This is a genomic window from Actinomadura sp. SCN-SB (genome assembly GCF_043906805.1).
GTDB lineage: Bacteria > Actinomycetota > Actinomycetes > Streptosporangiales > Streptosporangiaceae > Spirillospora.
Map to the genome: position 1 here is coordinate 1 of NZ_JBIMPP010000066.1, position 23,304 is coordinate 23,304.

Genomic DNA, 23,304 nt, shown 5'->3' on the forward strand with positions numbered 1-23,304 from the left:
AGGCCGCCACTGAGGCCGCCACTGAGGCCGCCTCCGCCCCCGGCGAGAAGACGGCGGACGCGGGTTCCGTGCCCGTCGAAATCCGGCTGCCGATCGGCCTGCAGAAGCCGTGGTGGGCGGACGATGACGAGCCCGCCCCCACCGCGTCCGAGCCCGCGCCGGAGCCTCAGCGGGAGCCTGAGCCCGTGCCGGAGCCTGAGAGGGCCGCAGAGCCCGAGAAGGCGAAGCCCGAGAAGGCCGAGCCCGAGGAGGCGCCGGAGCCCGAGGGGATCCCGGGCACGCTGGTCGCCGGGACGGGCGTCCCGAGCGTCGACACCCGGCGGGCCGTCCCGAACAAGCCGATCGTCGAGCGCCCCCGCCCCGCGTCCCGGGACACCGATCCGGACGGCATCCCCGCCGTCACGGCGGCGGAACCGGAACCCGAGCCCGCGGCCCAGCCCGAGCCCGCACCGGAGCCCGAGCCCGAGCCTCCGGCCCCGGAGGCGGAGGTCTCCGGAAAGGTCCTCTCGCCCGACTCCTTCCTCCCGCCCGGGACGACACCGCCCGAGGACGGCGACCGAACGCCCACAACGCCCACTCCGTTGGCCGCTCCCATCGTCACCGAGGCGTCCAAGGAGACCCGCCCACAGGTGATCACACCCGTCTACCACGCGGAGGGCGGGCTCTCGATCGACAGCACGCCGTTCGCCGACGGCCTGCTCAACACGGGCGGCGACAAGGGCACGGACCGCGCCTCCGGTGGACGCCGCAAGGCGCTGCTGATCGGCGGGGGTGTGGCCGTCGTGGCACTGCTCATCGGCGCCGGCGGCTTCGTCGTCACGAACGGGGGCTCCGACAGCGCCACCCGCCGCGCCGGGGCGGCCGAGACCTCGGGACCGCAGGTCGCGCAGAACGGCCCCACCCCGTCCCAGAACCCCTCCTCCACCTCGGCCCCACCCTCGGAACCGTCCGTCATCGACAGCGTGCGCACCGATCCGAAGCCGCTGGCGCTCACGGAGGCGTTCCCGACCTCGCGGATCGTCCTGGGCGGGCGTGCTTACGCCCGTGACCGCTCGTCGGTCAACCACCAGTGCGCCCTGGTCGCCCGCGGCGCGATGGCGAAGGCGCTCACCGCGCTGCGATGCAGCAGCGTCGTCCGGGTCACCTACCTCGACAGGAAACGGTCCCTCGCCGTCACGTCCGGCATCGCGGTGCTGCCCACCAAAGCCGCGGCGCTCAGAGCCAACACGGCCGGCGACCCGAGCACGTACGAGTGGTTCCGCGGGATGCCCGGCAAGCGCACCCCCGACATCGACCGGGCGGGCGGGTACGCGGCCAGCACGGTCAGGGGACGCTACATCGTCTACGCGTACGCGACGTACGCCAACGGCAAGCGGCCACAGCCGGGCGACCCGATGCTCAAGGCCGTCGCCGAGCAGTTCGTGGGGTACGCGCTGCGTCCCATCGACACGCGCGCCCGCGGCTGAACCATGGCACGGCGCTGGCCGGCCCGCTAACCGGCCACGGAGTCACCGGACAACCCGGAGCCGGACCCGGAGTTGAGCGTGCGGACACGCCGGGTCTCCTGGGCGCGCCGCGCGAGGTTCTCCGGCTCCGGGTAGCGGATCTCCTCCAGGGAAAGCCCGTGCGCGGGCGCCACGTTCACCGCCGAGTCGCGGACCCGCCGTGACAGCACTTCCTTGGGCCATTCCACGGCGCGCCTGCCGTCCCCCACCACCAGCATCGCGCCGACGAGGGCGCGCACCATCGAGTGGCAGAACGCGTCGGCCTCGACGGTCGCCACGACCATCCCCCGCTGCTGAACCGGCGAACGCGGCACGTCACCCCGCGCGGCGTCCCTCACGCCGTAGGGCTCCTCACGGTGCCACTCGAAACGCTGCAACTCCCGGATGGTGGTCGCGCCCTCCCGTTTGCGGCAGTACGCGGCGAAGTCGTGCTCACCCAGCAGCATCGCCGCCGCGGTGTTGATGCGGTCCAGGTCCAGCGGACGGGGATGCCACAGGACGTCGTGGCGGCGCAGCGGGTCCACCCCGACCGGGTCGTCGCACACCCGGTACACGTACCGGCGCGACAGGGCGGAGAAGCGCGCGTCGAACCCCTCCGGGGCGACCGACACCCGCCACACCCGCACGTCCGGCGGCAGCAGCCCCGCGAGCCGCCGCGGCATGGTGCCGTTGACCGTTGAGTACGAGGCGACCGGCACCACCACGTGCGCCACCTGGCCCCGCGCGTGCACGCCCGCGTCCGTGCGGCCCGCCACGGTGAGCGCCGGAGGCGGGTCGAGGCGCAGCAGGCGGGCCAGGGCGTCCTCGATGACGCCCTGCACGGTCCGCTGGTTGGGCTGGCGCGCCCAGCCGGCGAACCCCGACCCGTCGTAGCCGATGTCGAGCCGGAGCCGTACCAGTGCGGTCATCCCACCCCTCTCACGTGACCATGACAGCAGTCTGGCAAAGATCGGGCCCGCCGTCCCGTAAGGGACCGGCGGGCCCGAGCGCATGTCGAACGCACCAAAAGGCGCCCTGACCTGCTACTTCTTGGTGTCACCCTCGTCGGTGGCCTCATCCGTGGCCGTGTCCCCGGCCTCGGTGGCCTCGGTCTCGGCGTCCTCGCCCTTGGACAGGGTCACCTCGTCCTCGGCCTCGCCCTTCTCGGTGACCTCGGCCGGGGTGGGCGCCACCACGGCGGCCTTGGACTGCGGAGCCGCGGCGGGACGGCCGGTCGAGGCGGACAGCTCCTCCTGGACGAGCTCGATCACGGCCATCGGGGCGTTGTCGCCCCTGCGCGGCCCGATCTTGGTGATCCGGGTGTAACCGCCGGGACGGTTCTCGTAGCGCGGCGCGATCTCGGTGAAGAGCTCGTGCACGACGCCCTTGTCCCGGATCACCTTGGCCACCTGGCGGCGGTTGTGCAGGTCGCCCCGCTTGGCCTTGGTGATCAGCTTCTCGGCCAGCGGGCGCACCCGCCGGGCCTTGGCCTCGGTGGTGGTGACCCGGCCGTGCTCGAACAGCGCCGTCGCCAGGTTGGCCAGGATGAGCCGCTGGTGCGCGGGGCTGCCGCCCAGACGGGCGCCCTTGGTGGGCTGAGGCATCGTCGTTCCTTCCTGCGCCGGCCGTATCAGGTACCGGCGTCAGCCTGATTCCAGGCCGGGGTCCGCGTTCGCGACCCCCGGCCTGGGATGGAAAGTGCTTAGTACTGCTCGGTCTCGGCGTAGCTGGTGTCGTCGTCGCCGTAGTTGTCGGCCGCCGCGCTCGGGTCGAACCCGGGCGGGGAGTCCTTCAGGGACAGACCCATGTCGCTGAGCTTCTGCTTGACCTCTTCGATCGACTTGGCGCCGAAGTTGCGGATGTCCAGCAGGTCCTGCTCGGAGCGGGCGACCAGCTCGCCCACCGAGTGGATGCCCTCGCGCTTGAGGCAGTTGTAGGAGCGGACCGTGAGGTTGAGCTCCTCGATGGGCAGCGCCAGGTCGGCGGCCAGCGCCGCGTCCGTCGGGGACGGGCCCATGTCGATGCCCTCGGCCTCGACGTTGAGCTCCCGGGCCAGCCCGAACAGCTCGACGAGGGTCTTGCCGGCGGAGGCCACCGCGTCCCGCGGCAGCATCGCCTGCTTGGTCTCCACGTCCAGGATGAGGCGGTCGAAGTCGGTGCGCTGCTCGACCCGGGTCGCCTCGACCTTGTAGGTGACCTTCAGGACGGGCGAGTAGATCGAGTCGATCGGGATCCGGCCGATCTCCTGGCCCGGCTGCTTGTTCTGGGCCGCCGAGACGTAGCCGCGACCGCGCTCGACGGTCAGCTCCATCTCCAGCTTGGCCTTGTTGTTGAGGGTGGCGATGTGCAGGTCGGGGTTGTGCACCTCGACGCCGGCGGGCGGCGCGATGTCGGCCGCGGTCACCTCGCCGGGGCCCTGCTTGCGCAGGTACATGACCACCGGCTCGTCGTGCTCGGAGGAGACCACCAGCTCCTTGAGGTTCAGGATGATGTCGGTGACGTCCTCCTTGACCCCGGGCACGGTGGAGAACTCGTGCAGCACGCCCTCGATCCGGATGCTGGTGACGGCGGCGCCGGGAATCGAGGACAGCAGGGTGCGGCGGAGCGAGTTGCCGATCGTGTAACCGAAGCCCGGCTCCAGCGGCTCGATGGTGAACCGCGACCGGAACTCGTCGACCTGCTCCTCGGTGAGGGTGGGACGCTGAGCGATGAGCATGGGAATTCCTTCTTTCCGCGGTGCCCGCTATTTGACGACCGCGTGCTCCATGGTACTTGCCCGCCCCCGGTCGGCCCCCGTTCCGCGTCTCCACGGGACGGAGGCCGGCCGGGACGGGCCGCGAGCCCTTGCCTGGACGAGCCCTTACTTCGAGTAGAGCTCGACGATCAGCTGCTCCTGGACGGGAGCGTCGATCTGCTGCCGGACGGGCAGCGAGTGCACGAAGATCCGCATCCGATCGGCGTCCACGCCCAGCCACGCCGGGACCTGGCGCTCGCCCGCCTCGGCCTTGGCGACCTGGAACGGGGTCATCTCCAGCGACTTGGCCCGCACATCGATGATGTCGGCCTCGCTGACCAGGTAGGACGGGATGTTGACCTTCTTGCCGTTGACCCGGAAGTGGCCGTGCCGGATCAGCTGGCGGGCCATGTCGCGGGACTTGGCGAAGCCCGCGCGGTAGACCACGTTGTCGAGCCGCCGCTCCAGCAGGGACAGCAGGTTCTCACCCGTCTTGCCGCCCTGCCGGTTGGCCTCGACGTAGTAGTTGCTGAACTGCCGCTCCAGCACCCCGTAGATGCGCTTGGCCTTCTGCTTCTCACGCAGCTGGAGCAGGTACTCGGTCTCCTTGGGACGGCCGCGCCCGTGCTCACCCGGCGGGTAGGGCCGGATCTCGATCGGGCACTTGGGTCCCTCGCACTTGCTGCCCTTGAGGAACAGCTTCATCTTCTCGCGACGGCACAGCTTGCAGTCGGCGCCGGTGTAACGAGCCATTGTCCTGAATCTCCCCCTCAGACCCGACGGCGCTTCGGCGGCCGGCAGCCGTTGTGCGGAACGGGCGTGACGTCCTGGATCGAGCCCACTTCGAGGCCGGTCGCCTGCAGCGACCGGATCGCGGTCTCACGGCCCGAGCCCGGGCCCTTCACGAAGACGTCGACCTTGCGCATGCCGTGCTCCATGGCACGCCGGGCGGCCGACTCGGCGGCCTGCTGGGCGGCGTACGGGGTCGACTTGCGCGAGCCCTTGAACCCGACATGGCCGGAGGAGGCCCAGGAGATCACGTTCCCGTTCGGGTCGGTGATCGAAACGATCGTGTTGTTGAACGTGCTCTTGATGTGGGCGTGCCCGTGAGCGACGTTCTTCTTCTCCTTGCGGCGCACCTTCTTGGCGCCGGCACGGCTCTTGGGAGGCATCTGCTCTCTCTACTCCTGAGGTCGTCGATCCGGATCCGGCGCACGCCGGAGGCCGGACTACTGGATGATGTTCGTCCTCTGCACGTTCGGACGGTCCGGCGTTCCGGCGAGGATCGGAAGGGAAGCGCTCACTTCTTCCCGGCCTTCTTCTTGCCGGCCACGGTCTTCTTCTTGCCCTTGCGCGTCCGCGCGTTGGTCTGGGTGCGCTGGCCGTGCACGGGAAGCCCGCGGCGGTGCCGGATGCCCTGGTAGCAACCGATCTCGATCTTGCGCCGGATGTCGGCCTGGACCTCGCGGCGCAGGTCGCCCTCGGTCTTGTAGTTCGCCTCGATCCAGTCGCGCAGCTTGACCAGCTCCTCGTCGCCGAGCTGGTGGACGCGCAGGTCCGGGTTGACACCGGTGTTGGCCAGCGTCTCCTGCGCCCGGGTACGGCCGATGCCGTAAATGTAGGTGAGAGCGATCTCCACGCGCTTGTCGCGCGGGAGGTCGACGCCGAGCAGGCGTGCCATCTAGGGCAGTTCCCTTCATGTCGCGGAGGTGTGTGCGCGCCGCTCCCGCGAACACCCTGCCCGGGTGGCGGCCTCGGCCTCCGTCCGAGGGTCCCCCTTCACCCGCGCGGATCCCCGTGGAGGAGGCCGTGCCTCCGGCCCCGGGGACACCGGTGCCGCACGACCCGATCAAGGGTCGTACGGCCACGTGGTGAAAGATCGCGACGCGCTTGTCTTTTTCGGTTATGCCGTTCGGCGATGCCGCTCGCCGGGCCGGGGCCTCAGCCCTGGCGCTGCTTGTGGCGCGGGTCGGAGCAGATCACCATGACCCGGCCGTGCCGGCGGATGATGCGGCAGTTGTTGCAGATCTTCTTGACGCTCGGCTTGACCTTCACTGGGTCTCCTTCGTTCAGGGTCACCCTCACGCCGCCACGCATGAGGAAGGCAACCCCAGTGGGTTATCGATTCACTTGTAGCGGTAGACGATCCGGCCGCGCGAAAGGTCGTAGGGGCTCAGCTCCACGACGACGCGGTCGTCCGGCAGGATCCGGATGTAGTGCATCCGCATCTTGCCGCTGATGTGGGCGAGCACCTTGTGCCCGTTGTCCAGTTCCACCCTGAACATGGCGTTGGGGAGGGACTCGATGACGGTGCCCTCGATCTCGATGGCGCCTTCCTTCTTGGGCATGTCCTCCGCGCTTCACTGATCGGCTCTTGGGACCGGCCCGCGGGACCCCCGGACAGAACTCTGGGATAAGAGATCTCCACGGGACTCCGGCCGCGACCATGCCGAGATCGAATCTCCGGGCAGGAATCGTGGGCGGCCGACAGCAGGACCGACATAGGAGTCTACGTCACCGGACCGCCGATTGTGAAATCGGCGCATGTTCCGGTGCCCGACACCGCTCCCGGCCCCAGCATACAGCGCCCGCGCGTTGTACCTTTCCGGAAGGAAGGACGTCCAAGGAGGAGTCCAAGGAGGATCGGCATGCCGAGCTATGACTTCGCGCTGATCCTCAGCCGTCCCCTCTACGAGGAGGAACTGGACGCCCTGTTCGACCGCACGTACGGCCAGGTCACGGTGTCGATCATCACCGAGCCCGAGCACGCCGACCGGCCGGGCAACGCCTCCTGTAGCTGGCAGGGGCCCACGCTGGCGGCGGCGATCATGGAGCTGGTGGAGCACGTGGAGACCAGCGCGCCCGGCCTGCACGTCCAGCGGGTGGAGGCCGACCCGCTGCTGACCATCCGCGACATCGCCGAGCGGGTCGGCCGGTCGGTCGACTCGGTACGGCTGTCGATCACCGGCGCGCGGGGGCCGGGCGGCTTCCCCGCCTCGGAGATGTCGAGCGCGGGCCACCGGCTCTGGCGCTGGTCCAAGATCGCCGCCTGGTACGAGGTGGACGACCCGCAGCTGCGGGAGGCCCGGCCCACCGTCCAGGCGATCAACGGCTGGCTGGCGCTGCGCGACGTGGTCCCCTCGATCGCCCCGGCCCCCGAGGACGTCACCTCGGCCCTGTCCGCGGTCATCCCGCATGTGGCCTGACCCGCCCCGGCACGCCGCCCCACCGGGGCGGACATGTCCCGCGCGGGATCGGGGATCTTCCCGACAGGAGTGATCTTGCTTTCGCCGGGGTGGATCGACAGGCCCGCCCGCGAGGACGAGGATCGGATCGGACGGCACCCGGCACGGAGGACGGCCGCCGGCACGGCGCCGGACACCGCCCGCGATCCATGGCCCTGCCGGAGGGCGTGAGCGTGCTGGAGGGAAGGCATCAATGGCGATCATCGCGCAGTTCAGCGACACCCATATCACCGCGGACGAACGGGGCGTGGTGCCCGACGACTCCGGCCCGGTGCGCGCCCTGCGGGCCGCGGTGTCCGCCCTGCTGGCCCTGCCCGCCCGTCCCGACGCGGTGGTGCTGACCGGCGACCTCACCGAGGCGGGGCGGGCCGCCGAGTACGACCGGCTGCGCGCCCTGCTGTCACCGCTGCCGATGCCCGTCCACCCGATGCCCGGCAACCACGACGACCGGGACGCGCTGCGCGCCGCCTTCGGCGCCCACCCGGCCGTCGCGGCGACCGCCGACGGGCCGCTGGCGCCCGTCCAGTACGCGGTGGACGTGGCGGGGACACGGCTCGTCTGCTGCGACACCACCGTCCCCGGATCCCCGTACGGCGCGATGGACCCCGAGCGGCTGGCCTGGCTGGACGACACCCTCGCCGCCGAGCCCGGCACCCCCACCGTGGTGGCCACCCACCACCCGCCCTATCCGATCGGGATCCGGTTCATCGACGACATGCGCTTCCGCGACACCACCGGGTTCGCCGAGGTCATCCGGCGCCACGACCAGGTGATCCGGATGATCAGCGGCCATGTGCACCGCGGCTCGGCGGGCACGTTCGCGGGCCGGGTCAGCACCACCTGCCCCAGCACCTACCGGCAGCTGTTCCTCGACCTCAGCCGGCCCGGCCGCGCGGCGGTCACCGGCGAGCCGGCCGGTTTCGCCGTCCATCTGATCGGCAAGGACGGCGGCGCGACCACCCACTTCGTGCCCAGCGGCAGCCACCGGCCGCTCATGGATGTGGAATGAGCCGTGGAATGAGCACGCCGTGCGGTGAGCAGCGCCGGGCTCTCAGCGGCTGGGGCGCCTGGGCCGGCCGAGGAGCGTTCCGATCAGCAGAGCGGCGCCCCACGGCCCCAGGACCCAGATCCACCACGGGTACACCAGGGTGCCCGTGAGGGCGAGGACCAGCCAGACCGTGACGTTGAGGGAGCCGACGACCGCCCACGTGGTCCACAGCGCGCGGCGTCCCGACCGGAAGGAGTCCGTGCCCATCTCGGGGCGCGTCGCCGGAGCGGCGGTCGTGTGCTGGGACGCCGGCACGGGCAGCTCGTACAGGTCCTCCTCGGGCAGGTCGGAGGTGATCTCCTGGAGCTGCCCGAGGGTCTTGGCGGCGTAGACCGCCTCAAGCCGCTCCTGGAGCTCGTCCATGGTGATGCGGCCCTGGGCACAGTGCTCGCGCAGCGACCCGGCCACGCGGTCACGGTCGGCGTCAGAGGCGCGGATATCAGGATTAGGCGGCATACCGGCCCCTTCACAGCTCTCAGGAGGAAGGCTACTTCCCAGCTTTGACGATTCCCAGCTTCGTGAACCACTCCCGGCCCTCATCAAGGGCCGTGAGGACCCGGGGGCCGTCCTCGGTGACCGCGAAGGTGTGCTCGAAGTGGGCGGAACGGCGGCCGTCGCCGGTGACGACCGTCCAGCCGTCGGCCAGCTCCAGGGTGTCCTTGGTGCCGAGGTTGACCATCGGCTCGACCGCGAAGCACATGCCCGGTTCCAGGACGGGGCCGTGACCGGGCTCCCCGTGGTTCGGGATCAGCGGGTCCATGTGCATCCGCGTCCCGATGCCGTGCCCCCCGTACCCCTCGACGATGCCGTAGGAGCCCTGAGAGCGGATATGAGACTCGATCGCGTGGGACATGTCGGTCAGCCTGGCCCCGGCCGTTCCGGCCGCCAGACCGCGCCACAGGGACGCCTCGGTGACCTCCAGCAGCCGTGCCTCCTCCGGCGTGATCTCCCCCACCGGGACGGTGATCGCCGAGTCGCCGTGCCAGCCCGCCACGATCGCGCCGCAGTCGATGGAGAGCACGTCCCCGTCCCGCAGCTCCCGGTCGGCGCTGGGGATGCCGTGCACGATCTCCTCGTTCACCGAGGTGCAGATCGTCGCGGGAAAGCCGTGGTAGCCCTTGAAGGACGGGACGCCGCCGTGGTCGCGGATATGCTGCTCGGCGAGCACGTCCAGGTCCATCGTGGTGATCCCGGGCTTGACCGCCTCGCGCAGCATCTCCAGCGTCTCGCCGACCAGCAGCCCGGCCGCGCGCATCAGCTCCACCTGCTCGGCGGTCTTGACCTGGATGCCGTGCCGCCTGCGCCGTCTCAACATGAATCCCCCTCATTCCCGATCTTACGAGCAATCCGGAATGGGGGGACCGGGCGGCGAAGCGGGCGACGCGACACGCCGGCGAGGGCGGGCGGCGGGCGGTCCAGGAGACGGCCTCTCAGCGTTCCAGAGGACGCAGCGCGGCCAGGGCCCGGTTGGTGACCTCCTCCACCGGCCCCGTCGCGTCGATGCCGACCAGGATCCGCTCGTCGGCGTAGAACTGCACCAGCGGAGCCGTCTCCTGCTGGTACACCTCCAGGCGGTGCCGGACGACCTCCTCCTTGTCGTCGTCGCGCTGGAAGAGGTGGCCGCCGCACTCGTCGCAGATGTCGTCCTGCTTGTCGTCGAAGTCGACATGCCAGATCCGCCCGCACCGCTCGCAGGTGCGCCGACCCGACAGCCTCCTGATCACCTCGTCCTCGTCGACGACCAGCTCCAGGACGATGTCCAGCTTGACGTCCCACTCGGCGAGGATCTTCTTCAGCGTCTCGGCCTGCGGCACGTTGCGCGGGAAGCCGTCCAGCAGGAAGCCGTGCCGGGCGTCGTCCTCGGCCAGCCGGTCCCGCACCATCGCGATGGTGATCTCGTCGGGCACCAGGTCGCCTCGGTCCATGTACTTCTTGGCCTGCCGGCCCAGCTCCGTCCCCTTGCTCACGTTGGCGCGGAAGATGTCACCTGTCGAGATCTTCGGGATGGACAGGTGCGATGCGATGAACTGGGCCTGTGTCCCCTTGCCCGCTCCCGGGGGGCCCACCAGGACGATACGCACTACCGGAGGAAGCCCTCGTAGTTGCGCTGCTGGAGCTGACTCTCGATCTGCTTCACGGTATCCAGTCCGACGCCGACGACGATGAGGATGCTCGTCCCCCCGAACGCGAAGTCCTGGCTCGCGCCGATGAGCGCGAACGCGACCATCGGGATCAGGGCGACGACACCCAGGTACAGCGAACCGGGCGTGGTGATCCTGGTGAGCACGTAGTCGAGGTACTCGGCGGTCGGCCGGCCCGGACGGATACCTGGGATGAAGCCACCATACTTCTTCATGTTGTCGGCGACTTCAGTGGGGTTGAAGGTGATCGCCACGTAGAAGTACGTGAAGAACACGATGAAGCCGAAGAAGACCGCCATGTGCCAGGGGTTGTCCTGCGCCAGGTACGGCTGGATGCGCTGGAGCCAGTCGGTCTCCGGCCACAGCTGGGTCGCCAGCACCGGCAGGTACAGCAGCGACGAGGCGAAGATCACCGGGATGATGCCGGCCTGGTTGACCTTGAGCGGGATATAGGTCGAGGTGCCCCCGTACATCCGGCGTCCCACCATCCGCTTGGCGTACTGGACGGGGATCCGCCGCTGCGCCTGCTCCACGAACACCACGCCCGCCATGATCGCCAGGCCGACGATGAGCACGATGGAGAAGACGAAGCCGCCCTTGCTGGTGTAGATGCTCCAGAACTGGGCGGGGAAGACCGCCACCACCTGGGTGAAGATCAGCAAGGACATGCCGTTGCCGACGCCGCGGTCGGTGATCAGCTCGCCCAGCCACATGATGACCGCGGTGCCGGAGGTCATCACGATCACGATCGTGATGATCGTGAAGATGTCGTTGTCGTAGAGCACGTCACCGCTGCCGGCCACGCCCTGGAACAGCTGTCCCGTGCTGGCCATCGCCACGATGCCGGTGGCCTGGAGGATCGCCAGGCCCACGGTCAGGTACCTGGTGTACTGCGTGATCTTGGTGGTGCCGGCCTGGCCCTCCTTGCGCAGGGCCTCCAGGCGCGGGATCACCACCGTCAGCAGCTGCAGGATGATGCTCGCCGTGATGTAGGGCATGATGCCCAGCGCGAACACCGACAGCTTCAGCAGCGCGCCGCCGCTGAACAGGTCGACCAGCCCGTAGAGCTGGTTGCTCTCCCTCGCCGCATCGGCGGTCTCACGCAGGACCTCGGTGTTCACGCCCGGGGACGGCAGCACCGAGCCGATCCGGAAGATCACGATGATGAAGAGCGTGAACAGAATCTTCTTACGCAGGTCCGGCGTACGGAAAGCCCGGGCGAACGCGGTCAGCACCATTCCTCCTGCGCGACTGGCGAATCCTTGGCCGCCGACGAGGGGCCGGGTTCGGGTCCATGGACGGCGCGGCGCCGAGGAGTTGCCGACACCGCCGCCGGTGAGACTCTAACAGCAGATGATGCCGGGGCCGCGCGCCGTCGCGCCGGGGCCGCCGTTCCGGGTCCCGGAGCAGAGCGCCGGCGGAGCGCAGGGAACCGCGACGGCCTGCTCCCCCGGGGGGTGTGGGGGGTCGCCCCCCCACCGGCACATGCCGCCCCGGCGCGCGCGGTCGGGCGCGTCCCCGGCATCACGGGTCCTTCTACCTCGCCGCTTACCGGGACAGCTCTTCGGTGGAGCCGCCGGCAGCGGTGATCTTCTCCTTGGCGGATCCGGAGAAGGCGTGCGCCTTGACCTGGACCGCGACGGAGATCTCGCCGGTTCCGAGGATCTTCACCGGGCGGTTGCGGCGCACCGCGCCACGGGCCGCCAGGTCCTCCGCCGTGACCTCGCCGCCCTCGGGGTACAGCTCGGCCAGCCGGTCCAGGTTGACCACCTGGTACTCGACCCGGTTGGGGTTCTTGAAGCCCTTGAGCTTGGGAACCCGGCGGATCAGCGGCATCTGGCCGCCCTCGAACCCGACCGGCACCGTGGCGCGGGCCTTGGTGCCCTTGGTGCCGCGGCCCGCGGTCTTGCCCTTGGACGCCTCGCCCCGTCCCTTACGGGTCTTGGGGCGGTTGGCGCCGCGGGCCGGGCGCAGATCGTGCAGCCCGAGCGGGGTTCCCTCGGCACCCTCGCCGGCCTTGCTCAGATCGGCCATCGTCAGTCGACCTCCTCGACGGTGACCAGGTGGTTCACCGTCCGGATCATGCCGCGCACCTCGGGACGGTCGTCCCGCACCACGCTCTGCCCGATCTTCTTCAGGCCGAGGGTGCGCAGCGTGTCACGCTGGTTCTGCTTCTCGCTGATCACCGACTTGGTCTGGGTGATCTTCAGCCGACCGGCCATCAGGAGGCCCTTCCTTTCTGGGGGGGCAACCCCCCAGGCCCCCCGTCACATGCAGCGATCATGCCCTCGCTCCGCTCGGTCATGACGCCTCCGCCCGCGGCTCGCTGCCGGCGGCGCGCGCCCGCAGCATGGCGGCGGGGGCGACGTCCTCGATCGGCAGACCGCGCTTGGCCGCGATCTCCTCGGGCCGCTTGAGCGACTTCAGCCCGTCCACCGTCGCGTGCACGATGTTGATCGCGTTGTCGGTGCCCAGCGACTTGCTCAGCACGTCGTGGATGCCGGCGCACTCCAGCACCGCGCGCACCGGGCCACCGGCGATCACGCCGGTACCGGGGCTGGCCGGGCGCAGCAGCACCACGCCGGCCGCCGCCTCGCCCTGCACCTGGTGCGGGATGGTGCCCTGGATCCGCGGCACCTTGAAGAAGTGCTTCTTGGCCTCCTCGACGCCCTTGGCGATCGCCGCGGGCACCTCCTTGGCCTTGCCGTAGCCGACGCCGACGGTGCCGTTGCCGTCACCGACGATCACCAGGGCGGTGAAGCTGAAGCGCCGTCCGCCCTTGACGACCTTGGCGACCCGGTTGATCGCCACGACCTTCTCGATGTACGACTGGCCCTTGTCGGCGCCACCGCGGCGGTCGTCGCGGCGGCCGTCGCGACGGTCGCCACCCTGACCGCCACCACGCCTCTGCGCTGCCATCAGTGGTTCCTCTTCCCGTTGTCGAAGATCAGGGCCATCAGAGCTCGAGGCCCCCCTCGCGTGCGCCGTCCGCGACGGCGGCCACGCGGCCGTGGTACTTGTTGCCGCCGCGGTCGAACACGACGGCGCTGATCCCGGCCTCCTTGGCGCGGGCGGCCACCAGCTCGCCGACCCGGCGGGACTTGGCCGTCTTGTCGCCGTCGAAGGCACGCAGGTCGGCCTCCATGGTGGAGGCGCACGCCAGCGTGTGCCCGGCGGTGTCGTCGATCACCTGGACGAACACGTGCTTGGTGGAGCGGGTCACGACCAGGCGCGGCCGCGCGGCGGTGCCGACGACCTTCTTGCGGACCCGGAAGTGCCGGCGCTTGCGCGACCGCGCGCGGGCCGACGTGGCCTTGCGGGCCAGGGTCTTGGTGCCTGCCATGACTACTTACCAGCCTTTCCGACCTTGCGGCGGATCTGCTCGCCTTGGTAGCGCACGCCCTTGCCCTTGTACGGGTCGGGCTTGCGCAACTTGCGGATGTTGGCGGCGACCTCGCCGACCTTCTGCTTGTCGATCCCCTCGACGACCAGCTGGGTCGGCCGCTCCACGGTGAAGCTGATGCCCTCCGGCGGCTCCACCACGATCGGGTGGCTGTACCCGAGCGAGAACTCCAGGTTCTTGCCCTTGGCCGCCACACGGTAACCGACGCCGTGGATCTCCAGGGTCTTCCGGAAGCCCTCGGTCACGCCGACCACCATGTTGTTGATCAGCGACCGGGTCAGGCCGTGCAGCGCCCGGTTGACGTTCACGTCGTCCGGCCGGGTCACGGTGACCTTGCCGTCCTCCACCTCCACCGAGATGGGCTCGGCGACGGTGTGGCTCAGCTCGCCCTTCGGCCCCTTGACGCTGACCTGCCGGCCTTCGATCCGCACGTCGACGCCGCTGGGAACGGTGATGGGGAGACGTCCGATACGCGACATGTGTAGTGCCCTCCCCTCACCAGACGTAGGCGAGGACTTCCCCGCCCACGCCGCGCTTGCCGGCCTGCCGGTCGGTCATCAGGCCGGACGACGTCGAGATGATCGCGACGCCCAGTCCGCCCAGGACCTTGGGCAGGTTGTCCTTCTTCGCGTACACCCGCAGACCCGGCTTCGACACGCGCTTGATACCGGCGATCGAACGCTCCCGGGTCGGGCCGAACTTCAGCTCGATCACGAGCTTCTTGCCGACCTCGGCGTCCTCGACGCTCCAGCCCGAGATGTAGCCCTCCTGCTGGAGGATCTCGGCGATGTGCGCCTTGATCTTCGAGTACGGCATCGACACCGAGTCGTGGTACGCCGAGTTCGCGTTGCGCAGACGCGTCAGCATGTCTGCGATCGGATCAGTCATCGTCATGGGCTACAGGCCCTCCCTCGCCACGGTTTCCTTGGTGTTCCCCGTGGACCTTTGGCGTGGTCGTGGACGCCTTGCTCAGGCGCCCTGGTGGTTATGACAAGCTTTCGGCTGGTTACCAGCTCGACTTCGTGATGCCCGGCAGCTCGCCGCGGTGGGCCATCTCCCGGAGGCAGATCCGGCACAGGCCGAACTTCCGGTAGACCGACCGCGGACGCCCGCAGCGCGAACACCGAGTGTATGCGCGCACAGCGAACTTGGGCTTGCGGGCCGCCTTGGCGATCAGAGCCTTCTTCGCCATCGGTTCAGTTCTCCTCGTTGCGATCGTCGGCCGGTCGCCCAGCCGCCTGCGGAAGCTCAGGCTTCCTTGAACGGAAAGCCCAGGAGCCTCAGCAGCGCCCGGCCCTCGTCGTCGGTCTTCGCGGTGGTGACCACCGTGATGTCCATGCCCCGGGTGCGGTCGATCCGGTCCGGGTTCACCTCGTGGAACATGACCTGCTCGGTCAGCCCGAAGGTGTAGTTGCCGTTGCCGTCGAACTGCCGGGGCGACAGCCCGCGGAAGTCACGGATCCGCGGCAGCGCCGTGGACAGCAGCCGGTCGAGGAACTCCCACATCCGGTCGCCGCGCAGCGTGACGTGCGCGCCGATCGGCATGCCCTCCCGCAGCTTGAACTGGGCGATGGACTTGCGGGCCCGGTTCACCATCGGCTTCTGGCCGGTGATCGCGGTGAGGTCGCGGACCGCGCCCTCGATCACCTTGGCGTCGCGGGCGGCCTCGCCGACCCCCATGTTGACCACGATCTTGGTCAGCCCGGGGATCTGCATCACGTTGGCGTAGCCGAACTGCTCGCGCATCGCGGGCGCGATCTCCTCGCGGTAGCGCACCTTCAGGCGCGGCACCGGGACGGGACGGGCCTCGGTCGTCTCGGTCATGGTCAGATCTCCTTACCGCTGCGCCGCGAGATCCGGACCTTCGTCCCGTCCTCGTTGATGCGGTATCCGACCCGGACCGGCTTGCCGTCCTCGACGATCGCGACGTTGCTGACGTGCAGCGGCGCCTCGACCGTGACCCGGCCGCTCTCCTTGCCCGCGCGCTGCTGGTCGGCCTTGATGTTCTTGGTGATGAGGTTGACGCCCTCGACGACGACGCGCTCGCGGCGCGGATCGACGCGCAGCACCTTGCCGGTCGCGCCCTTGTCCTTGCCCGCGATGACGATGACCTCGTCGCCCTTCCTGATCTTCACTTACAGCACCTCCGGGGCGAGCGAGATGATCTTCATGAACCTCTTCTCGCGCAGCTCACGGCCCACCGGGCCGAAGATCCGGGTGCCGCGGGGGTCGCCGCCGTCCCGGATGAGGACGGCCGCGTTCTCGTCGAAACGGATGTAGGAGCCGTCCGGCCGCCGGCGCTCCTTGCGGGTGCGCACGATGACGGCCTTGACCACGTCACCCTTCTTCACGCCCGCTCCGGGAAGGGCGTCCTTCACCGTCGCGACGATGACGTCGCCGACTCCCGCGTAGCGCCGACCCGAGCCGCCGAGCACCCGGATGCAAAGGATCTCCTTGGCACCCGTGTTGTCGGCGACCTTGAGTCGCGACTCCTGCTGGATCACGTTGACTCCTGTTCGTCACACCGGTTCTCCGCCTCGCCTGGGCGGAGCCTGGTGGAACCAATGGGTTTGCCTGCGGCCTTCGGTTACTTGGCCTTCTCGAGGATCTCCACCACGCGCCAGCGCTTGGTCGCCGACAGCGGCCGGGTCTCCATGAGACGGACGCGGTCGCCGACGCCACACTCGTTGGCCTCGTCGTGCGCCTTGTACTTGGTGGTGCGGCGGATCACCTTGTGGTAACGCCGGTGGGTGACGCGGTCCTCGACGGACACGACCACGGTCTTGTCCATCTTGTCGCTCACCACCAGGCCCTCAAGGACCTTCCGGGTGTTGCGCTGCCGCTCGCTCGTCTGCTCACTCATCGTCGCCCTCCGCGGCGTCCTCCTCGGTCACCGTCACGATGCCGAGCTCACGCTCGCGCATCACGGTGTAGATGCGGGCGATCTCGCGCTTCACGGTGCGCAGCCGCCCATGGCTCTCCAGCTGTCCGGTGGCGGCCTGGAAGCGCAGGTTGAACAGCTCTTCCTTCGCCTCCTTCAGCTTGGTGACCAGGACGTCCTGGGGCTCGGTCCGCAGATCCTCGGCGGTAAGACCCTTGGCCATCAGGACTCACCCACCTCTCGCTTCACGATCTTGCACTTCATCGGGAGCTTGTGGATCGCACGGGTCAGCGCCTCACGGGCCACGGTCTCGTTCGGGTACGAGATCTCGAACATCACACGGCCCGGCTTCACGTTGGCCACCCACCACTCGACCGAGCCCTTACCGGACCCCATCCGGGTCTCGGCGGGCTTCTTGGTCAGCGGGCGGTCCGGGAAGATGTTGATCCACACCTTGCCGCCACGCTTGATGTGCCGGGTCATCGCGATACGCGCGGCCTCGATCTGCCGGTTGGTCACGTACGCGCCCTCGACCGCCTGAATGCCGTACTCGCCGAACGTCACCCGCGTGCCGCCCTTGGCCATGCCACGGCGCCTCGGATGGTGCTGCTTGCGGTGCTTGACCTTGCGAGGGATCAGCATGGGTTACTCAGCTCCCCTCACCACTGGCAGCGGCCTCGCTCTGCTGAGCCGGCTGCTGCTCCGACTGCTGCTGCTGCCTGGGCGCGCGCTCGCCGCGCTCGCCACCGCGCCCGCCACGGCCACCACGGCCGCCGCCACGCCGTTCACCGCGGCGCTCGCGACCACCGCCGCCGCCCGCGGCGCGCTGCTGAGCGGCCTGCTGCTCGCGCTCGGCGCGGGTCGCCGCCGCCTCGCCCTTGTAGATCCACACCTTGACGCCGATGCGGCCGAAGGTCGTACGGGCCTCGTAGAACCCGTAGTCGATGTCGGCGCGCAGCGTGTGCAGCGGGACCTGGCCCTCGCGGTAGAACTCCGACCGCGACATCTCGGCGCCGCCGAGACGGCCGCCGCACTGCACCTTGATGCCCTTGGCGCCCGACTTCATCGCCGACTGGATCGCCTTGCGCATCGCGCGGCGGAACGCCACCCGGCTGGACAGCTGCTCGGCCACGCCCTGCGCGACCAGCTGGGCGTCGATCTCGGGGTTCTTCACCTCGAGGATGTTCAGCCGCACCTGCTTGCCGGTCAGCTTCTCCAGGTCGCCGCGCAGCCGCTCGGCCTCCGCCCCGCGCCGGCCGATGACGATGCCCGGCCTGGCGGTGTGGATGTTGACCTCGACACGGTCACGGGTCCGCTCGATCTCCACCTTGGAGATGCCAGCCCGGTCCATGCCCTTCTGCAGCATGCGCCGGATCTGGACGTCCTCCTTGACGTAGTCCTTGTAGAGCTTGTCGGCGAACCACACGCTCTTGTGGTCGGTGGTGATGCCGAGCCGGAACCCGTGCGGGTTGATCTTCTGACCCACTACCGGGCCCTCCTCTGCTTCCTGCCACCACTGGACGCGGCGGCCTCATCGCGCGACTCCACGACCACCGTGATGTGGCTGGTGCGCTTGTTGATGCGGTACGCACGGCCCTGCGCGCGGGGCCGGAAACGCTTCAGCGTCGGCCCCTCGTCCACGTACGCCCGGCTCACGACGAGCGTGTCGGCGGCGAGGTTGAAGTTGTGCTCGGCGTTGGCGATGGCACTCGCCAGCACCTTGCCCACAGGCTCGCTCGCGGCCTGGGGGGCGAAGCGCAGCACCGCCTGCGCCTCCGCGGCGGGCAGGCCGCGGATGAGGTCCACCACGCGGCGGGCCTTCCTGGGCGTGACGCGGATGAACCGCGCCTGGGCCCTGGCTTCCATCGCTGTCCCTCTTTCTACGGTCTCTCTGCCCGCCGTCAGCCGCGACGGCTGCGGCGGTCTTCCTTGACGTGGCTGCGGAAGGTGCGGGTCGGCGCGAACTCGCCGAGCTTGTGACCCACCATGGCGTCGGTGATGAACACCGGCACGTGCTTGCGGCCGTCGTGCACGGCGATCGTGTGACCGATCATCTCCGGCACGATCATGGAGCGCCGCGACCACGTCTTGATGACGTTCTTGGTGCCCTTCTCGTTCTGGTCGTCCACCTTCTTCATCAGGTGGTCGTCCACGAAGGGGCCCTTCTTAAGGCTACGTGGCATGACGAACGACTCCTACCGCTTCTTCTTGCTGCGTCGCCGGACGATCAGCCGGTCGCTGGACTTGTTGGCCCGGCGGGTCCGGCCTTCCTTCTTGCCCTTGGGGTTGACCGGGTGCCGACCGCCGGAGGTCTTGCCCTCACCACCGCCGTGCGGGTGGTCGATCGGGTTCATGGCCACGCCGCGGACGGTCGGGCGCCTGCCCTTCCACCGCATGCGGCCGGCCTTGCCCCAGTTGATGTTGGACTGCTCGGCGTTGCCGACCTCGCCGACCGTGGCGCGGCACCGCACGTCCACCATCCGCATCTCGCCGGACGGCATCCGCAGCGTGGCGTACTTGCCCTCCTTGGCCAGCAGCTGGACGCCCGCGCCCGCGCTGCGGGCGATCTTGGCGCCGCCGCCGGGCTTCAGCTCGATGGCGTGCACGACCGTACCGGTCGGGATGTTGCGCAGCGGCAGGCAGTTGCCCGGCTTGATGTCCGAGCCCGGCCCGTTCTCGACCCGGTCGCCCTGCTTGAGCCCGCGCGGGGCGAGGATGTAACGCTTCTCGCCGTCCACGTAGTGCAGCAGCGCGATCCGCGCGGTGCGGTTGGGGTCGTACTCGATGTGCGCGACCTTGGCCGGGACGCCGTCCTTGTCGTGCCGGCGGAAGTCGATCAGCCGGTACGCGCGCTTGTGCCCACCGCCCTGATGGCGGGTGGTGATGCGGCCGTGGTTGTTGCGGCCGCCCTTCTTGGGAAGCGGACGCAGCAGCGACTTCTCCGGCTCGCGGCGCGTGATCTCGACGAAGTCGGCCACGCTGGACCCGCGACGCCCCGGGGTCGTCGGCTTGTAGTTACGGATGCCCATCTTTTTCGTTCATCCCTTTTCTGCTCTTCGGTGGCGTCCCGGCCCGCTTTAGGCCGGGCCCCCGAAGATGTCGATCCGCTCGCCCTCGGCCAGGCTGACGATGGCGCGCTTGGTGTCCTTGCGCTTGCCGTAGCCGAACCGGGTCCGCTTGCGCTTGCCCGGCCGGTTGAGGGTGTTCACGCTCGTCACCTTGACGTTGAACACCGCCTCCACGGCCTGCTTGATCTGCGTCTTGTTGGCGTCGGGCCGGACGATGAAGGTGTACTTGTTCTCGTCCAGGAGCCCGTAGCTCTTCTCCGAGACCACCGGCGCGATGATGATGTCGCGGGGATCGGCGATCTTGGTCATTTCGCCGCCTCCTTCTTGCTCGCGCGCGCCACGAACTCGTCGAACGCCGCCTTGGTGAAGACGACCTCCTCGTTCCGCAGCACGTCGTAGGTGTTGAGCTGGTCGGAGACGAGCAGGTGCACCGACGGCTCGTTGCGCAGGCTCTTCCAGGTCACCTCGTCCTCGCGGTCCAGGACCACCAGGACGTGCTTGGCCTGGGAGACCTCGCGCAGCGCCTTCAGCGCCGTCTTCGTCTTCGGGGTGTCGCCCTCGATGAGGTTGTCCACGACGTGCACCAGGCCGTGCCGGGCGCGGTCGGACAGCGCGCCGCACAGCGCGGCCGCCTTCATCTTCTTGGGCGTGCGCTGCGAGTAGTCCCGCGGCTGCGGGCCGTGGACGGTGCCGCCGCCGGCGAACTGCGGCGCGCGGGTCGAGCCCTGACGGGCCCGGCCGGTGCCCTTCTGCCGGTACGGCTTGCGCCCGCCGCCGCGGACGTCGCCGCGGGTCTTGGTCGCGTGCGTGCCCTGCCGGGCCGCGGCCTGCTGCGCCACCACGACCTGGTGGATCAGCGGGACGCTGGTCTTGGCGTCGAAGATGTCCGCAGGCAGGTCGATGTCGAGCTTGTTCGTCACTTGCCCGTTCCCTTCACCGCATCGCGGACCAGCACCACGCCGCCGTTCGGCCCGGGAACCGCGCCCTTGATCAGCAGCAGGTTCTTCTCGGTGTCGATGGCGTGGACGGTCAGGTTCTGCACGGTGGTGCGGGCGTTGCCGTGCCGCCCCGCCATGCGCAGGCCCTTGAAGACGCGACCGGGGGTCGCGCAGCCGCCGATCGAGCCCGGCGAGCGGTGCTTGCGCTGGGTGCCGTGCGAGGCGCCCAGGCCGCGGAAACCGTGGCGCTTCATGACGCCGGCGGTGCCCTTGCCCTTGCTCGTCCCGGTCACGTCGATCTTCTGGCCGGCCTCGAAGACCTCCACGGTGATCTCCTGGCCGAGTTCGTACCCGGAGGTGTCGTCCGCCCGCAGCTCGACGAGGTAGCGGCGCGGCGTGACGCCCGCCTTCTCGAAGTGACCCGTGCGCGGCTTGTTCACCTTGCGCGGGTCGATCTGCCCGTACCCGATCTGGACGGCGGTGTAGCCGTCCTTCTCCTGGGTGCGGATCTGGGTGACGACACACGGCCCGGCCTGGACGACGGTCACCGGAACGATCCGGCCCTCATCGTCGAAGACCTGGGTCATGCCGAGCTTCTCGCCCAGGACGCCCTTCCTCTGCTCACTCATCTCGGTGCGTCCCTTTAGAGCTTGATCTCGATGTCCACGCCGGCCGGAAGGTCGAGCCGCATCAGCGAGTCGACCGTCTTGGGCGTGGGGTCGATGATGTCGATCAGCCGCTTGTGCGTGCGCATCTCGAAGTGCTCGCGCGAGTCCTTGTACTTGTGCGGCGAGCGGATGACGCAGTACACGTTCTTCTCGGTCGGCAGCGGCACCGGGCCGGCGACCTTGGCGCCCGTCCGCGTCACCGTCTCAACGATCTTCTTCGCGGAGGTGTCGATGACCTCGTGGTCGTAGGCCTTGAGCCGGATGCGGATCTTCTGTCCCGCCATGGTGGCCTCGGTGTCCTTTACTTCTGGCGAGCGATCTGTCTCCCGTCCGTTCGGCCGTCTGGGCCTGGGCCGAACGCCGGAGCGATTCACTCGGTGCCGCTGGGTTTTCCTGCCGTTGTCGCGGTTCGGCGGCCCGCCCGCTGTGTGCCGGCGGGCCGCCGAACCGGCGACGCTGCTACTTGATGATCTTGGTGACCCGGCCGGAGGCCACGGTGCGGCCACCCTCACGGATGGCGAACCGCAGACCCTCCTCCATGGCGACGGGCTGGATCAGCTCGACGCGGATCTCGGTGTTGTCGCCGGGCATGACCATCTCGGTGCCCTCGGGGAGGTTCACGACGCCGGTCACGTCCGTGGTCCGGAAGTAGAACTGCGGGCGGTAGTTGTTGAAGAACGGCGTGTGCCGCCCGCCCTCGTCCTTGGACAGGACGTAGATCTGCGCCTCGAACTCGGTGTGCGGGGTGTTGGTGCCCGGCTTGATGACACACTGGCCGCGCTCCACCTCCTCGCGCTTGATGCCGCGCAGCAGCAGGCCGACGTTGTCACCGGCCTGGCCCTGGTCGAGCAGCTTGCGGAACATCTCGACGCCGGTGACCGTGGTCGAGGTCGACTCCGGCTTGATGCCGATGATGTCGACGGTCTCGTTGACGTTGATCACGCCGCGCTCGATCCGGCCGGTCACCACGGTGCCGCGGCCGGTGATCGAGAACACGTCCTCGATCGGCATCAGGAACGGCTTGTCGGTGTCGCGGACCGGCTCGGGGACGTTCTCGTCGACCGCGTTCATCAGCTCGGTGATGCTCGCGGCCCACTTCTCGTCGCCCTGCAGGGCCTGGTAGGCGGACACCCGCACGACCGGCAGGTCGTCACCCGGGAACTCGTACTCGGTCAGCAGCTCGCGGACCTCGAGCTCGACCAGCTCCAGGATCTCCTCGTCGTCCACCATGTCGCACTTGTTCAGCGCGACGACGATGTACGGCACGCCGACCTGGCGGGCCAGCAGCACGTGCTCCTTGGTCTGCGGCATCGGGCCGTCGGTGGCCGCGACCACCAGGATCGCGCCGTCCATCTGGGCGGCACCGGTGATCATGTTCTTGATGTAGTCCGCGTGACCGGGGCAGTCCACGTGCGCGTAGTGCCGGGACTCGGTCTGGTACTCGACGTGCGCGATGGAGATGGTGATACCGCGCTCGCGCTCCTCCGGCGCCTTGTCGATCTCGTCGAACGGCGTGAAGGGGTTGAGGTCGGGGTACTGGTCGTGGAGCACCTTGGTGATCGCCGCGGTAAGGGTGGTCTTACCGTGGTCGATGTGACCGATGGTGCCGATGTTCACGTGCGGCTTGGTCCGCTCGAACTTGGCCTTCGCCACTGGTTGCTCCTTGTTGCGATCCTCGGCCGGAAGCCGGCCGC

The 23,304-nt window shown here is 69.3% G+C and carries 36 protein-coding genes and 1 pseudogene; 3 read left to right on the plus strand and 34 right to left on the minus strand.

Features of this window, described 5'->3' with window-relative positions:
* Nucleotides 1-1,466, plus strand: a pseudogene (locus ACGWYJ_RS31250) (hypothetical protein); the annotation flags it as partial.
* 26 nt (nt 1,467-1,492) lie between these two features.
* On the opposite strand, the gene truA reads toward ACGWYJ_RS31250, so the two are convergent.
* The 8 genes from truA to infA all read right to left on the minus strand — a co-directional run bounded on the left by truA (nt 1,493) and on the right by infA (nt 6,566).
* Nucleotides 1,493-2,413 (minus strand): tRNA pseudouridine(38-40) synthase TruA, encoded by a 921-nt coding sequence (truA, locus tag ACGWYJ_RS31255; protein WP_395110044.1) that lies wholly within the window; start codon nt 2,411-2,413, stop codon nt 1,493-1,495.
* 114 nt (nt 2,414-2,527) lie between these two features.
* Nucleotides 2,528-3,088: a 50S ribosomal protein L17 gene (gene rplQ / locus ACGWYJ_RS31260; RefSeq protein WP_395110045.1), complete on the minus strand. Its 561-nt coding sequence runs from the start codon at nt 3,086-3,088 to the stop codon at nt 2,528-2,530.
* Between the two features lie 98 nt (nt 3,089-3,186).
* Complete coding sequence (locus ACGWYJ_RS31265; protein WP_285694637.1) at nt 3,187-4,200, minus strand: DNA-directed RNA polymerase subunit alpha; 1,014 nt, start codon at nt 4,198-4,200, stop codon at nt 3,187-3,189.
* Nucleotides 4,201-4,344: 144 nt separating this feature from the next.
* A complete protein-coding gene (rpsD, locus tag ACGWYJ_RS31270; protein ID WP_395110046.1) occupies nt 4,345-4,971 on the minus strand; it encodes a 30S ribosomal protein S4 in 627 nt (208 codons plus the stop codon).
* A 17-nt stretch (nt 4,972-4,988) separates the two neighbouring features.
* Nucleotides 4,989-5,390 (minus strand): 30S ribosomal protein S11, encoded by a 402-nt coding sequence (gene rpsK / locus ACGWYJ_RS31275; protein ID WP_285694639.1) that lies wholly within the window; start codon nt 5,388-5,390, stop codon nt 4,989-4,991.
* A gap of 128 nt (nt 5,391-5,518) precedes the next feature.
* On the minus strand, nt 5,519-5,899 hold the full coding sequence (rpsM, locus tag ACGWYJ_RS31280; RefSeq protein ID WP_395110047.1) for a 30S ribosomal protein S13: 381 nt from the start codon (nt 5,897-5,899) through the stop codon (nt 5,519-5,521).
* 260 nt (nt 5,900-6,159) lie between these two features.
* Entirely contained in the window at nt 6,160-6,273 is a 114-nt protein-coding gene (gene rpmJ / locus ACGWYJ_RS31285; RefSeq protein WP_395110048.1) for a 50S ribosomal protein L36, read from the minus strand.
* A gap of 71 nt (nt 6,274-6,344) precedes the next feature.
* Nucleotides 6,345-6,566 carry a translation initiation factor IF-1 gene (gene infA, locus ACGWYJ_RS31290; protein ID WP_197009446.1) on the minus strand — a complete coding sequence of 74 codons (222 nt, stop codon included), beginning with the start codon at nt 6,564-6,566 and terminating at the stop codon, nt 6,345-6,347.
* Nucleotides 6,567-6,866: 300 nt separating this feature from the next.
* Here infA and ACGWYJ_RS31295 point away from each other — a divergent pair, with 300 nt between their 5' ends.
* Together ACGWYJ_RS31295 and ACGWYJ_RS31300 are read left to right on the plus strand one after the other, a co-directional pair.
* A complete protein-coding gene (locus tag ACGWYJ_RS31295) occupies nt 6,867-7,424 on the plus strand; it encodes a hypothetical protein (protein WP_395110049.1) in 558 nt (185 codons plus the stop codon).
* A 232-nt stretch (nt 7,425-7,656) separates the two neighbouring features.
* The gene (locus ACGWYJ_RS31300; protein ID WP_395110050.1) at nt 7,657-8,472 is read left to right on the plus strand and encodes a phosphodiesterase; all 816 of its coding nucleotides are present in this window, start codon (nt 7,657-7,659) and stop codon (nt 8,470-8,472) included.
* 42 nt (nt 8,473-8,514) lie between these two features.
* Here ACGWYJ_RS31300 and ACGWYJ_RS31305 read toward each other — a convergent pair whose 3' ends face one another.
* The 26 genes from ACGWYJ_RS31305 to tuf form a co-directional block, all read right to left on the minus strand.
* The gene (locus ACGWYJ_RS31305; RefSeq protein WP_395110051.1) at nt 8,515-8,967 is read right to left on the minus strand and encodes a DUF1707 domain-containing protein; all 453 of its coding nucleotides are present in this window, start codon (nt 8,965-8,967) and stop codon (nt 8,515-8,517) included.
* A 31-nt stretch (nt 8,968-8,998) separates the two neighbouring features.
* Nucleotides 8,999-9,823 carry a type I methionyl aminopeptidase gene (map, locus tag ACGWYJ_RS31310; RefSeq protein WP_395110076.1) on the minus strand — a complete coding sequence of 275 codons (825 nt, stop codon included), beginning with the start codon at nt 9,821-9,823 and terminating at the stop codon, nt 8,999-9,001.
* A 118-nt stretch (nt 9,824-9,941) separates the two neighbouring features.
* Nucleotides 9,942-10,592, minus strand: a complete 651-nt coding sequence (locus tag ACGWYJ_RS31315; RefSeq protein ID WP_395110052.1) for an adenylate kinase — start codon at nt 10,590-10,592, stop codon at nt 9,942-9,944.
* On the minus strand, nt 10,592-11,887 hold the full coding sequence (secY, locus tag ACGWYJ_RS31320) for a preprotein translocase subunit SecY (protein WP_395110077.1): 1,296 nt from the start codon (nt 11,885-11,887) through the stop codon (nt 10,592-10,594). The genes ACGWYJ_RS31315 and secY overlap by 1 nt, the downstream gene beginning before the upstream one ends.
* A gap of 313 nt (nt 11,888-12,200) precedes the next feature.
* Nucleotides 12,201-12,686, minus strand: coding sequence for a 50S ribosomal protein L15 (gene rplO / locus ACGWYJ_RS31325; RefSeq protein WP_395110053.1), 486 nt, complete (start codon nt 12,684-12,686; stop codon nt 12,201-12,203).
* 2 nt (nt 12,687-12,688) lie between these two features.
* The gene (gene rpmD / locus ACGWYJ_RS31330) at nt 12,689-12,874 is read right to left on the minus strand and encodes a 50S ribosomal protein L30 (protein ID WP_395110054.1); all 186 of its coding nucleotides are present in this window, start codon (nt 12,872-12,874) and stop codon (nt 12,689-12,691) included.
* A 79-nt stretch (nt 12,875-12,953) separates the two neighbouring features.
* Nucleotides 12,954-13,571 (minus strand): 30S ribosomal protein S5, encoded by a 618-nt coding sequence (rpsE, locus tag ACGWYJ_RS31335; protein WP_395110055.1) that lies wholly within the window; start codon nt 13,569-13,571, stop codon nt 12,954-12,956.
* A gap of 37 nt (nt 13,572-13,608) precedes the next feature.
* Entirely contained in the window at nt 13,609-13,995 is a 387-nt protein-coding gene (gene rplR, locus ACGWYJ_RS31340) for a 50S ribosomal protein L18 (RefSeq protein ID WP_395110056.1), read from the minus strand.
* Between the two features lie 2 nt (nt 13,996-13,997).
* Nucleotides 13,998-14,534: a 50S ribosomal protein L6 gene (gene rplF / locus ACGWYJ_RS31345; RefSeq protein ID WP_395110057.1), complete on the minus strand. Its 537-nt coding sequence runs from the start codon at nt 14,532-14,534 to the stop codon at nt 13,998-14,000.
* A 16-nt stretch (nt 14,535-14,550) separates the two neighbouring features.
* Nucleotides 14,551-14,949: a 30S ribosomal protein S8 gene (gene rpsH, locus ACGWYJ_RS31350; protein WP_117360379.1), complete on the minus strand. Its 399-nt coding sequence runs from the start codon at nt 14,947-14,949 to the stop codon at nt 14,551-14,553.
* 112 nt (nt 14,950-15,061) lie between these two features.
* Nucleotides 15,062-15,247 (minus strand): type Z 30S ribosomal protein S14, encoded by a 186-nt coding sequence (locus tag ACGWYJ_RS31355; protein WP_285694654.1) that lies wholly within the window; start codon nt 15,245-15,247, stop codon nt 15,062-15,064.
* A 56-nt stretch (nt 15,248-15,303) separates the two neighbouring features.
* Entirely contained in the window at nt 15,304-15,879 is a 576-nt protein-coding gene (rplE, locus tag ACGWYJ_RS31360) for a 50S ribosomal protein L5 (protein WP_395110058.1), read from the minus strand.
* Nucleotides 15,880-15,881: 2 nt separating this feature from the next.
* Nucleotides 15,882-16,190 carry a 50S ribosomal protein L24 gene (gene rplX, locus ACGWYJ_RS31365; RefSeq protein WP_285694656.1) on the minus strand — a complete coding sequence of 103 codons (309 nt, stop codon included), beginning with the start codon at nt 16,188-16,190 and terminating at the stop codon, nt 15,882-15,884.
* Complete coding sequence (gene rplN, locus ACGWYJ_RS31370) at nt 16,191-16,559, minus strand: 50S ribosomal protein L14 (protein ID WP_285694657.1); 369 nt, start codon at nt 16,557-16,559, stop codon at nt 16,191-16,193.
* 83 nt (nt 16,560-16,642) lie between these two features.
* A complete protein-coding gene (gene rpsQ / locus ACGWYJ_RS31375) occupies nt 16,643-16,918 on the minus strand; it encodes a 30S ribosomal protein S17 (protein WP_395110059.1) in 276 nt (91 codons plus the stop codon).
* The gene (gene rpmC / locus ACGWYJ_RS31380) at nt 16,911-17,159 is read right to left on the minus strand and encodes a 50S ribosomal protein L29 (RefSeq protein ID WP_285694659.1); all 249 of its coding nucleotides are present in this window, start codon (nt 17,157-17,159) and stop codon (nt 16,911-16,913) included. Before rpmC ends, rpsQ begins: the two co-directional genes overlap by 8 nt.
* The gene (rplP, locus tag ACGWYJ_RS31385) at nt 17,159-17,578 is read right to left on the minus strand and encodes a 50S ribosomal protein L16 (protein WP_285694660.1); all 420 of its coding nucleotides are present in this window, start codon (nt 17,576-17,578) and stop codon (nt 17,159-17,161) included. Before rplP ends, rpmC begins: the two co-directional genes overlap by 1 nt.
* A 7-nt stretch (nt 17,579-17,585) precedes the next feature.
* On the minus strand, nt 17,586-18,422 hold the full coding sequence (gene rpsC, locus ACGWYJ_RS31390; protein ID WP_395110060.1) for a 30S ribosomal protein S3: 837 nt from the start codon (nt 18,420-18,422) through the stop codon (nt 17,586-17,588).
* Complete coding sequence (rplV, locus tag ACGWYJ_RS31395) at nt 18,422-18,802, minus strand: 50S ribosomal protein L22 (RefSeq protein WP_395110061.1); 381 nt, start codon at nt 18,800-18,802, stop codon at nt 18,422-18,424. Before rplV ends, rpsC begins: the two co-directional genes overlap by 1 nt.
* Before the next feature lie 35 nt (nt 18,803-18,837).
* On the minus strand, nt 18,838-19,119 hold the full coding sequence (rpsS, locus tag ACGWYJ_RS31400; RefSeq protein WP_285694663.1) for a 30S ribosomal protein S19: 282 nt from the start codon (nt 19,117-19,119) through the stop codon (nt 18,838-18,840).
* Between the two features lie 12 nt (nt 19,120-19,131).
* Entirely contained in the window at nt 19,132-19,965 is an 834-nt protein-coding gene (gene rplB, locus ACGWYJ_RS31405; RefSeq protein ID WP_395110062.1) for a 50S ribosomal protein L2, read from the minus strand.
* 48 nt (nt 19,966-20,013) lie between these two features.
* Nucleotides 20,014-20,313, minus strand: a complete 300-nt coding sequence (gene rplW / locus ACGWYJ_RS31410) for a 50S ribosomal protein L23 (RefSeq protein ID WP_285694665.1) — start codon at nt 20,311-20,313, stop codon at nt 20,014-20,016.
* Nucleotides 20,310-20,924: a 50S ribosomal protein L4 gene (rplD, locus tag ACGWYJ_RS31415; protein ID WP_395110063.1), complete on the minus strand. Its 615-nt coding sequence runs from the start codon at nt 20,922-20,924 to the stop codon at nt 20,310-20,312. Before rplD ends, rplW begins: the two co-directional genes overlap by 4 nt.
* Entirely contained in the window at nt 20,921-21,571 is a 651-nt protein-coding gene (gene rplC / locus ACGWYJ_RS31420; protein WP_395110064.1) for a 50S ribosomal protein L3, read from the minus strand. The genes rplD and rplC overlap by 4 nt, the downstream gene beginning before the upstream one ends.
* Before the next feature lie 14 nt (nt 21,572-21,585).
* The gene (rpsJ, locus tag ACGWYJ_RS31425) at nt 21,586-21,894 is read right to left on the minus strand and encodes a 30S ribosomal protein S10 (RefSeq protein ID WP_018657599.1); all 309 of its coding nucleotides are present in this window, start codon (nt 21,892-21,894) and stop codon (nt 21,586-21,588) included.
* 175 nt (nt 21,895-22,069) lie between these two features.
* Nucleotides 22,070-23,263 carry an elongation factor Tu gene (gene tuf, locus ACGWYJ_RS31430; protein WP_285694668.1) on the minus strand — a complete coding sequence of 398 codons (1,194 nt, stop codon included), beginning with the start codon at nt 23,261-23,263 and terminating at the stop codon, nt 22,070-22,072.
* Nucleotides 23,264-23,304 lie beyond the last annotated feature (41 nt).

What these genes read in the sequence shown, in the direction of transcription:
- rpsS (WP_285694663.1), bottom strand. Translation starts at nt 19,119, where the DNA reads ATGCCACGTAGCCTTAAGAAGGGCCCCTTCGTGGACGACCACCTGATG.
- rplE (WP_395110058.1), bottom strand. Translation starts at nt 15,879, where the DNA reads ATGACCGAGACGACCGAGGCCCGTCCCGTCCCGGTGCCGCGCCTGAAG.
- rpmD (WP_395110054.1), bottom strand. Translation starts at nt 12,874, where the DNA reads ATGGCCGGTCGGCTGAAGATCACCCAGACCAAGTCGGTGATCAGCGAG.
- rplQ (WP_395110045.1), bottom strand. Translation starts at nt 3,088, where the DNA reads ATGCCTCAGCCCACCAAGGGCGCCCGTCTGGGCGGCAGCCCCGCGCAC.
- rplW (WP_285694665.1), bottom strand. Translation starts at nt 20,313, where the DNA reads ATGACCAAGATCGCCGATCCCCGCGACATCATCATCGCGCCGGTGGTC.
- infA (WP_197009446.1), bottom strand. Translation starts at nt 6,566, where the DNA reads ATGCCCAAGAAGGAAGGCGCCATCGAGATCGAGGGCACCGTCATCGAG.
- rpsK (WP_285694639.1), bottom strand. Translation starts at nt 5,390, where the DNA reads ATGCCTCCCAAGAGCCGTGCCGGCGCCAAGAAGGTGCGCCGCAAGGAG.
- rpsQ (WP_395110059.1), bottom strand. Translation starts at nt 16,918, where the DNA reads ATGAGTGAGCAGACGAGCGAGCGGCAGCGCAACACCCGGAAGGTCCTT.
- rpsM (WP_395110047.1), bottom strand. Translation starts at nt 5,899, where the DNA reads ATGGCACGCCTGCTCGGCGTCGACCTCCCGCGCGACAAGCGCGTGGAG.
- ACGWYJ_RS31355 (WP_285694654.1), bottom strand. Translation starts at nt 15,247, where the DNA reads ATGGCGAAGAAGGCTCTGATCGCCAAGGCGGCCCGCAAGCCCAAGTTC.
- rplC (WP_395110064.1), bottom strand. Translation starts at nt 21,571, where the DNA reads ATGAGTGAGCAGAGGAAGGGCGTCCTGGGCGAGAAGCTCGGCATGACC.
- ACGWYJ_RS31305 (WP_395110051.1), bottom strand. Translation starts at nt 8,967, where the DNA reads ATGCCGCCTAATCCTGATATCCGCGCCTCTGACGCCGACCGTGACCGC.
- rpmC (WP_285694659.1), bottom strand. Translation starts at nt 17,159, where the DNA reads ATGGCCAAGGGTCTTACCGCCGAGGATCTGCGGACCGAGCCCCAGGAC.
- ACGWYJ_RS31300 (WP_395110050.1), top strand. Translation starts at nt 7,657, where the DNA reads ATGGCGATCATCGCGCAGTTCAGCGACACCCATATCACCGCGGACGAA.
- rplB (WP_395110062.1), bottom strand. Translation starts at nt 19,965, where the DNA reads ATGGGCATCCGTAACTACAAGCCGACGACCCCGGGGCGTCGCGGGTCC.
- truA (WP_395110044.1), bottom strand. Translation starts at nt 2,413, where the DNA reads ATGACCGCACTGGTACGGCTCCGGCTCGACATCGGCTACGACGGGTCG.
- rplP (WP_285694660.1), bottom strand. Translation starts at nt 17,578, where the DNA reads ATGCTGATCCCTCGCAAGGTCAAGCACCGCAAGCAGCACCATCCGAGG.
- rplO (WP_395110053.1), bottom strand. Translation starts at nt 12,686, where the DNA reads ATGGCCGATCTGAGCAAGGCCGGCGAGGGTGCCGAGGGAACCCCGCTC.
- rplV (WP_395110061.1), bottom strand. Translation starts at nt 18,802, where the DNA reads ATGGAAGCCAGGGCCCAGGCGCGGTTCATCCGCGTCACGCCCAGGAAG.
- rpsE (WP_395110055.1), bottom strand. Translation starts at nt 13,571, where the DNA reads ATGGCAGCGCAGAGGCGTGGTGGCGGTCAGGGTGGCGACCGTCGCGAC.
- rpsJ (WP_018657599.1), bottom strand. Translation starts at nt 21,894, where the DNA reads ATGGCGGGACAGAAGATCCGCATCCGGCTCAAGGCCTACGACCACGAG.
- ACGWYJ_RS31295 (WP_395110049.1), top strand. Translation starts at nt 6,867, where the DNA reads ATGCCGAGCTATGACTTCGCGCTGATCCTCAGCCGTCCCCTCTACGAG.
- rplF (WP_395110057.1), bottom strand. Translation starts at nt 14,534, where the DNA reads ATGTCGCGTATCGGACGTCTCCCCATCACCGTTCCCAGCGGCGTCGAC.
- rpsD (WP_395110046.1), bottom strand. Translation starts at nt 4,971, where the DNA reads ATGGCTCGTTACACCGGCGCCGACTGCAAGCTGTGCCGTCGCGAGAAG.
- ACGWYJ_RS31265 (WP_285694637.1), bottom strand. Translation starts at nt 4,200, where the DNA reads ATGCTCATCGCTCAGCGTCCCACCCTCACCGAGGAGCAGGTCGACGAG.
- rplR (WP_395110056.1), bottom strand. Translation starts at nt 13,995, where the DNA reads ATGGCAGGCACCAAGACCCTGGCCCGCAAGGCCACGTCGGCCCGCGCG.
- rpsH (WP_117360379.1), bottom strand. Translation starts at nt 14,949, where the DNA reads ATGACGATGACTGATCCGATCGCAGACATGCTGACGCGTCTGCGCAAC.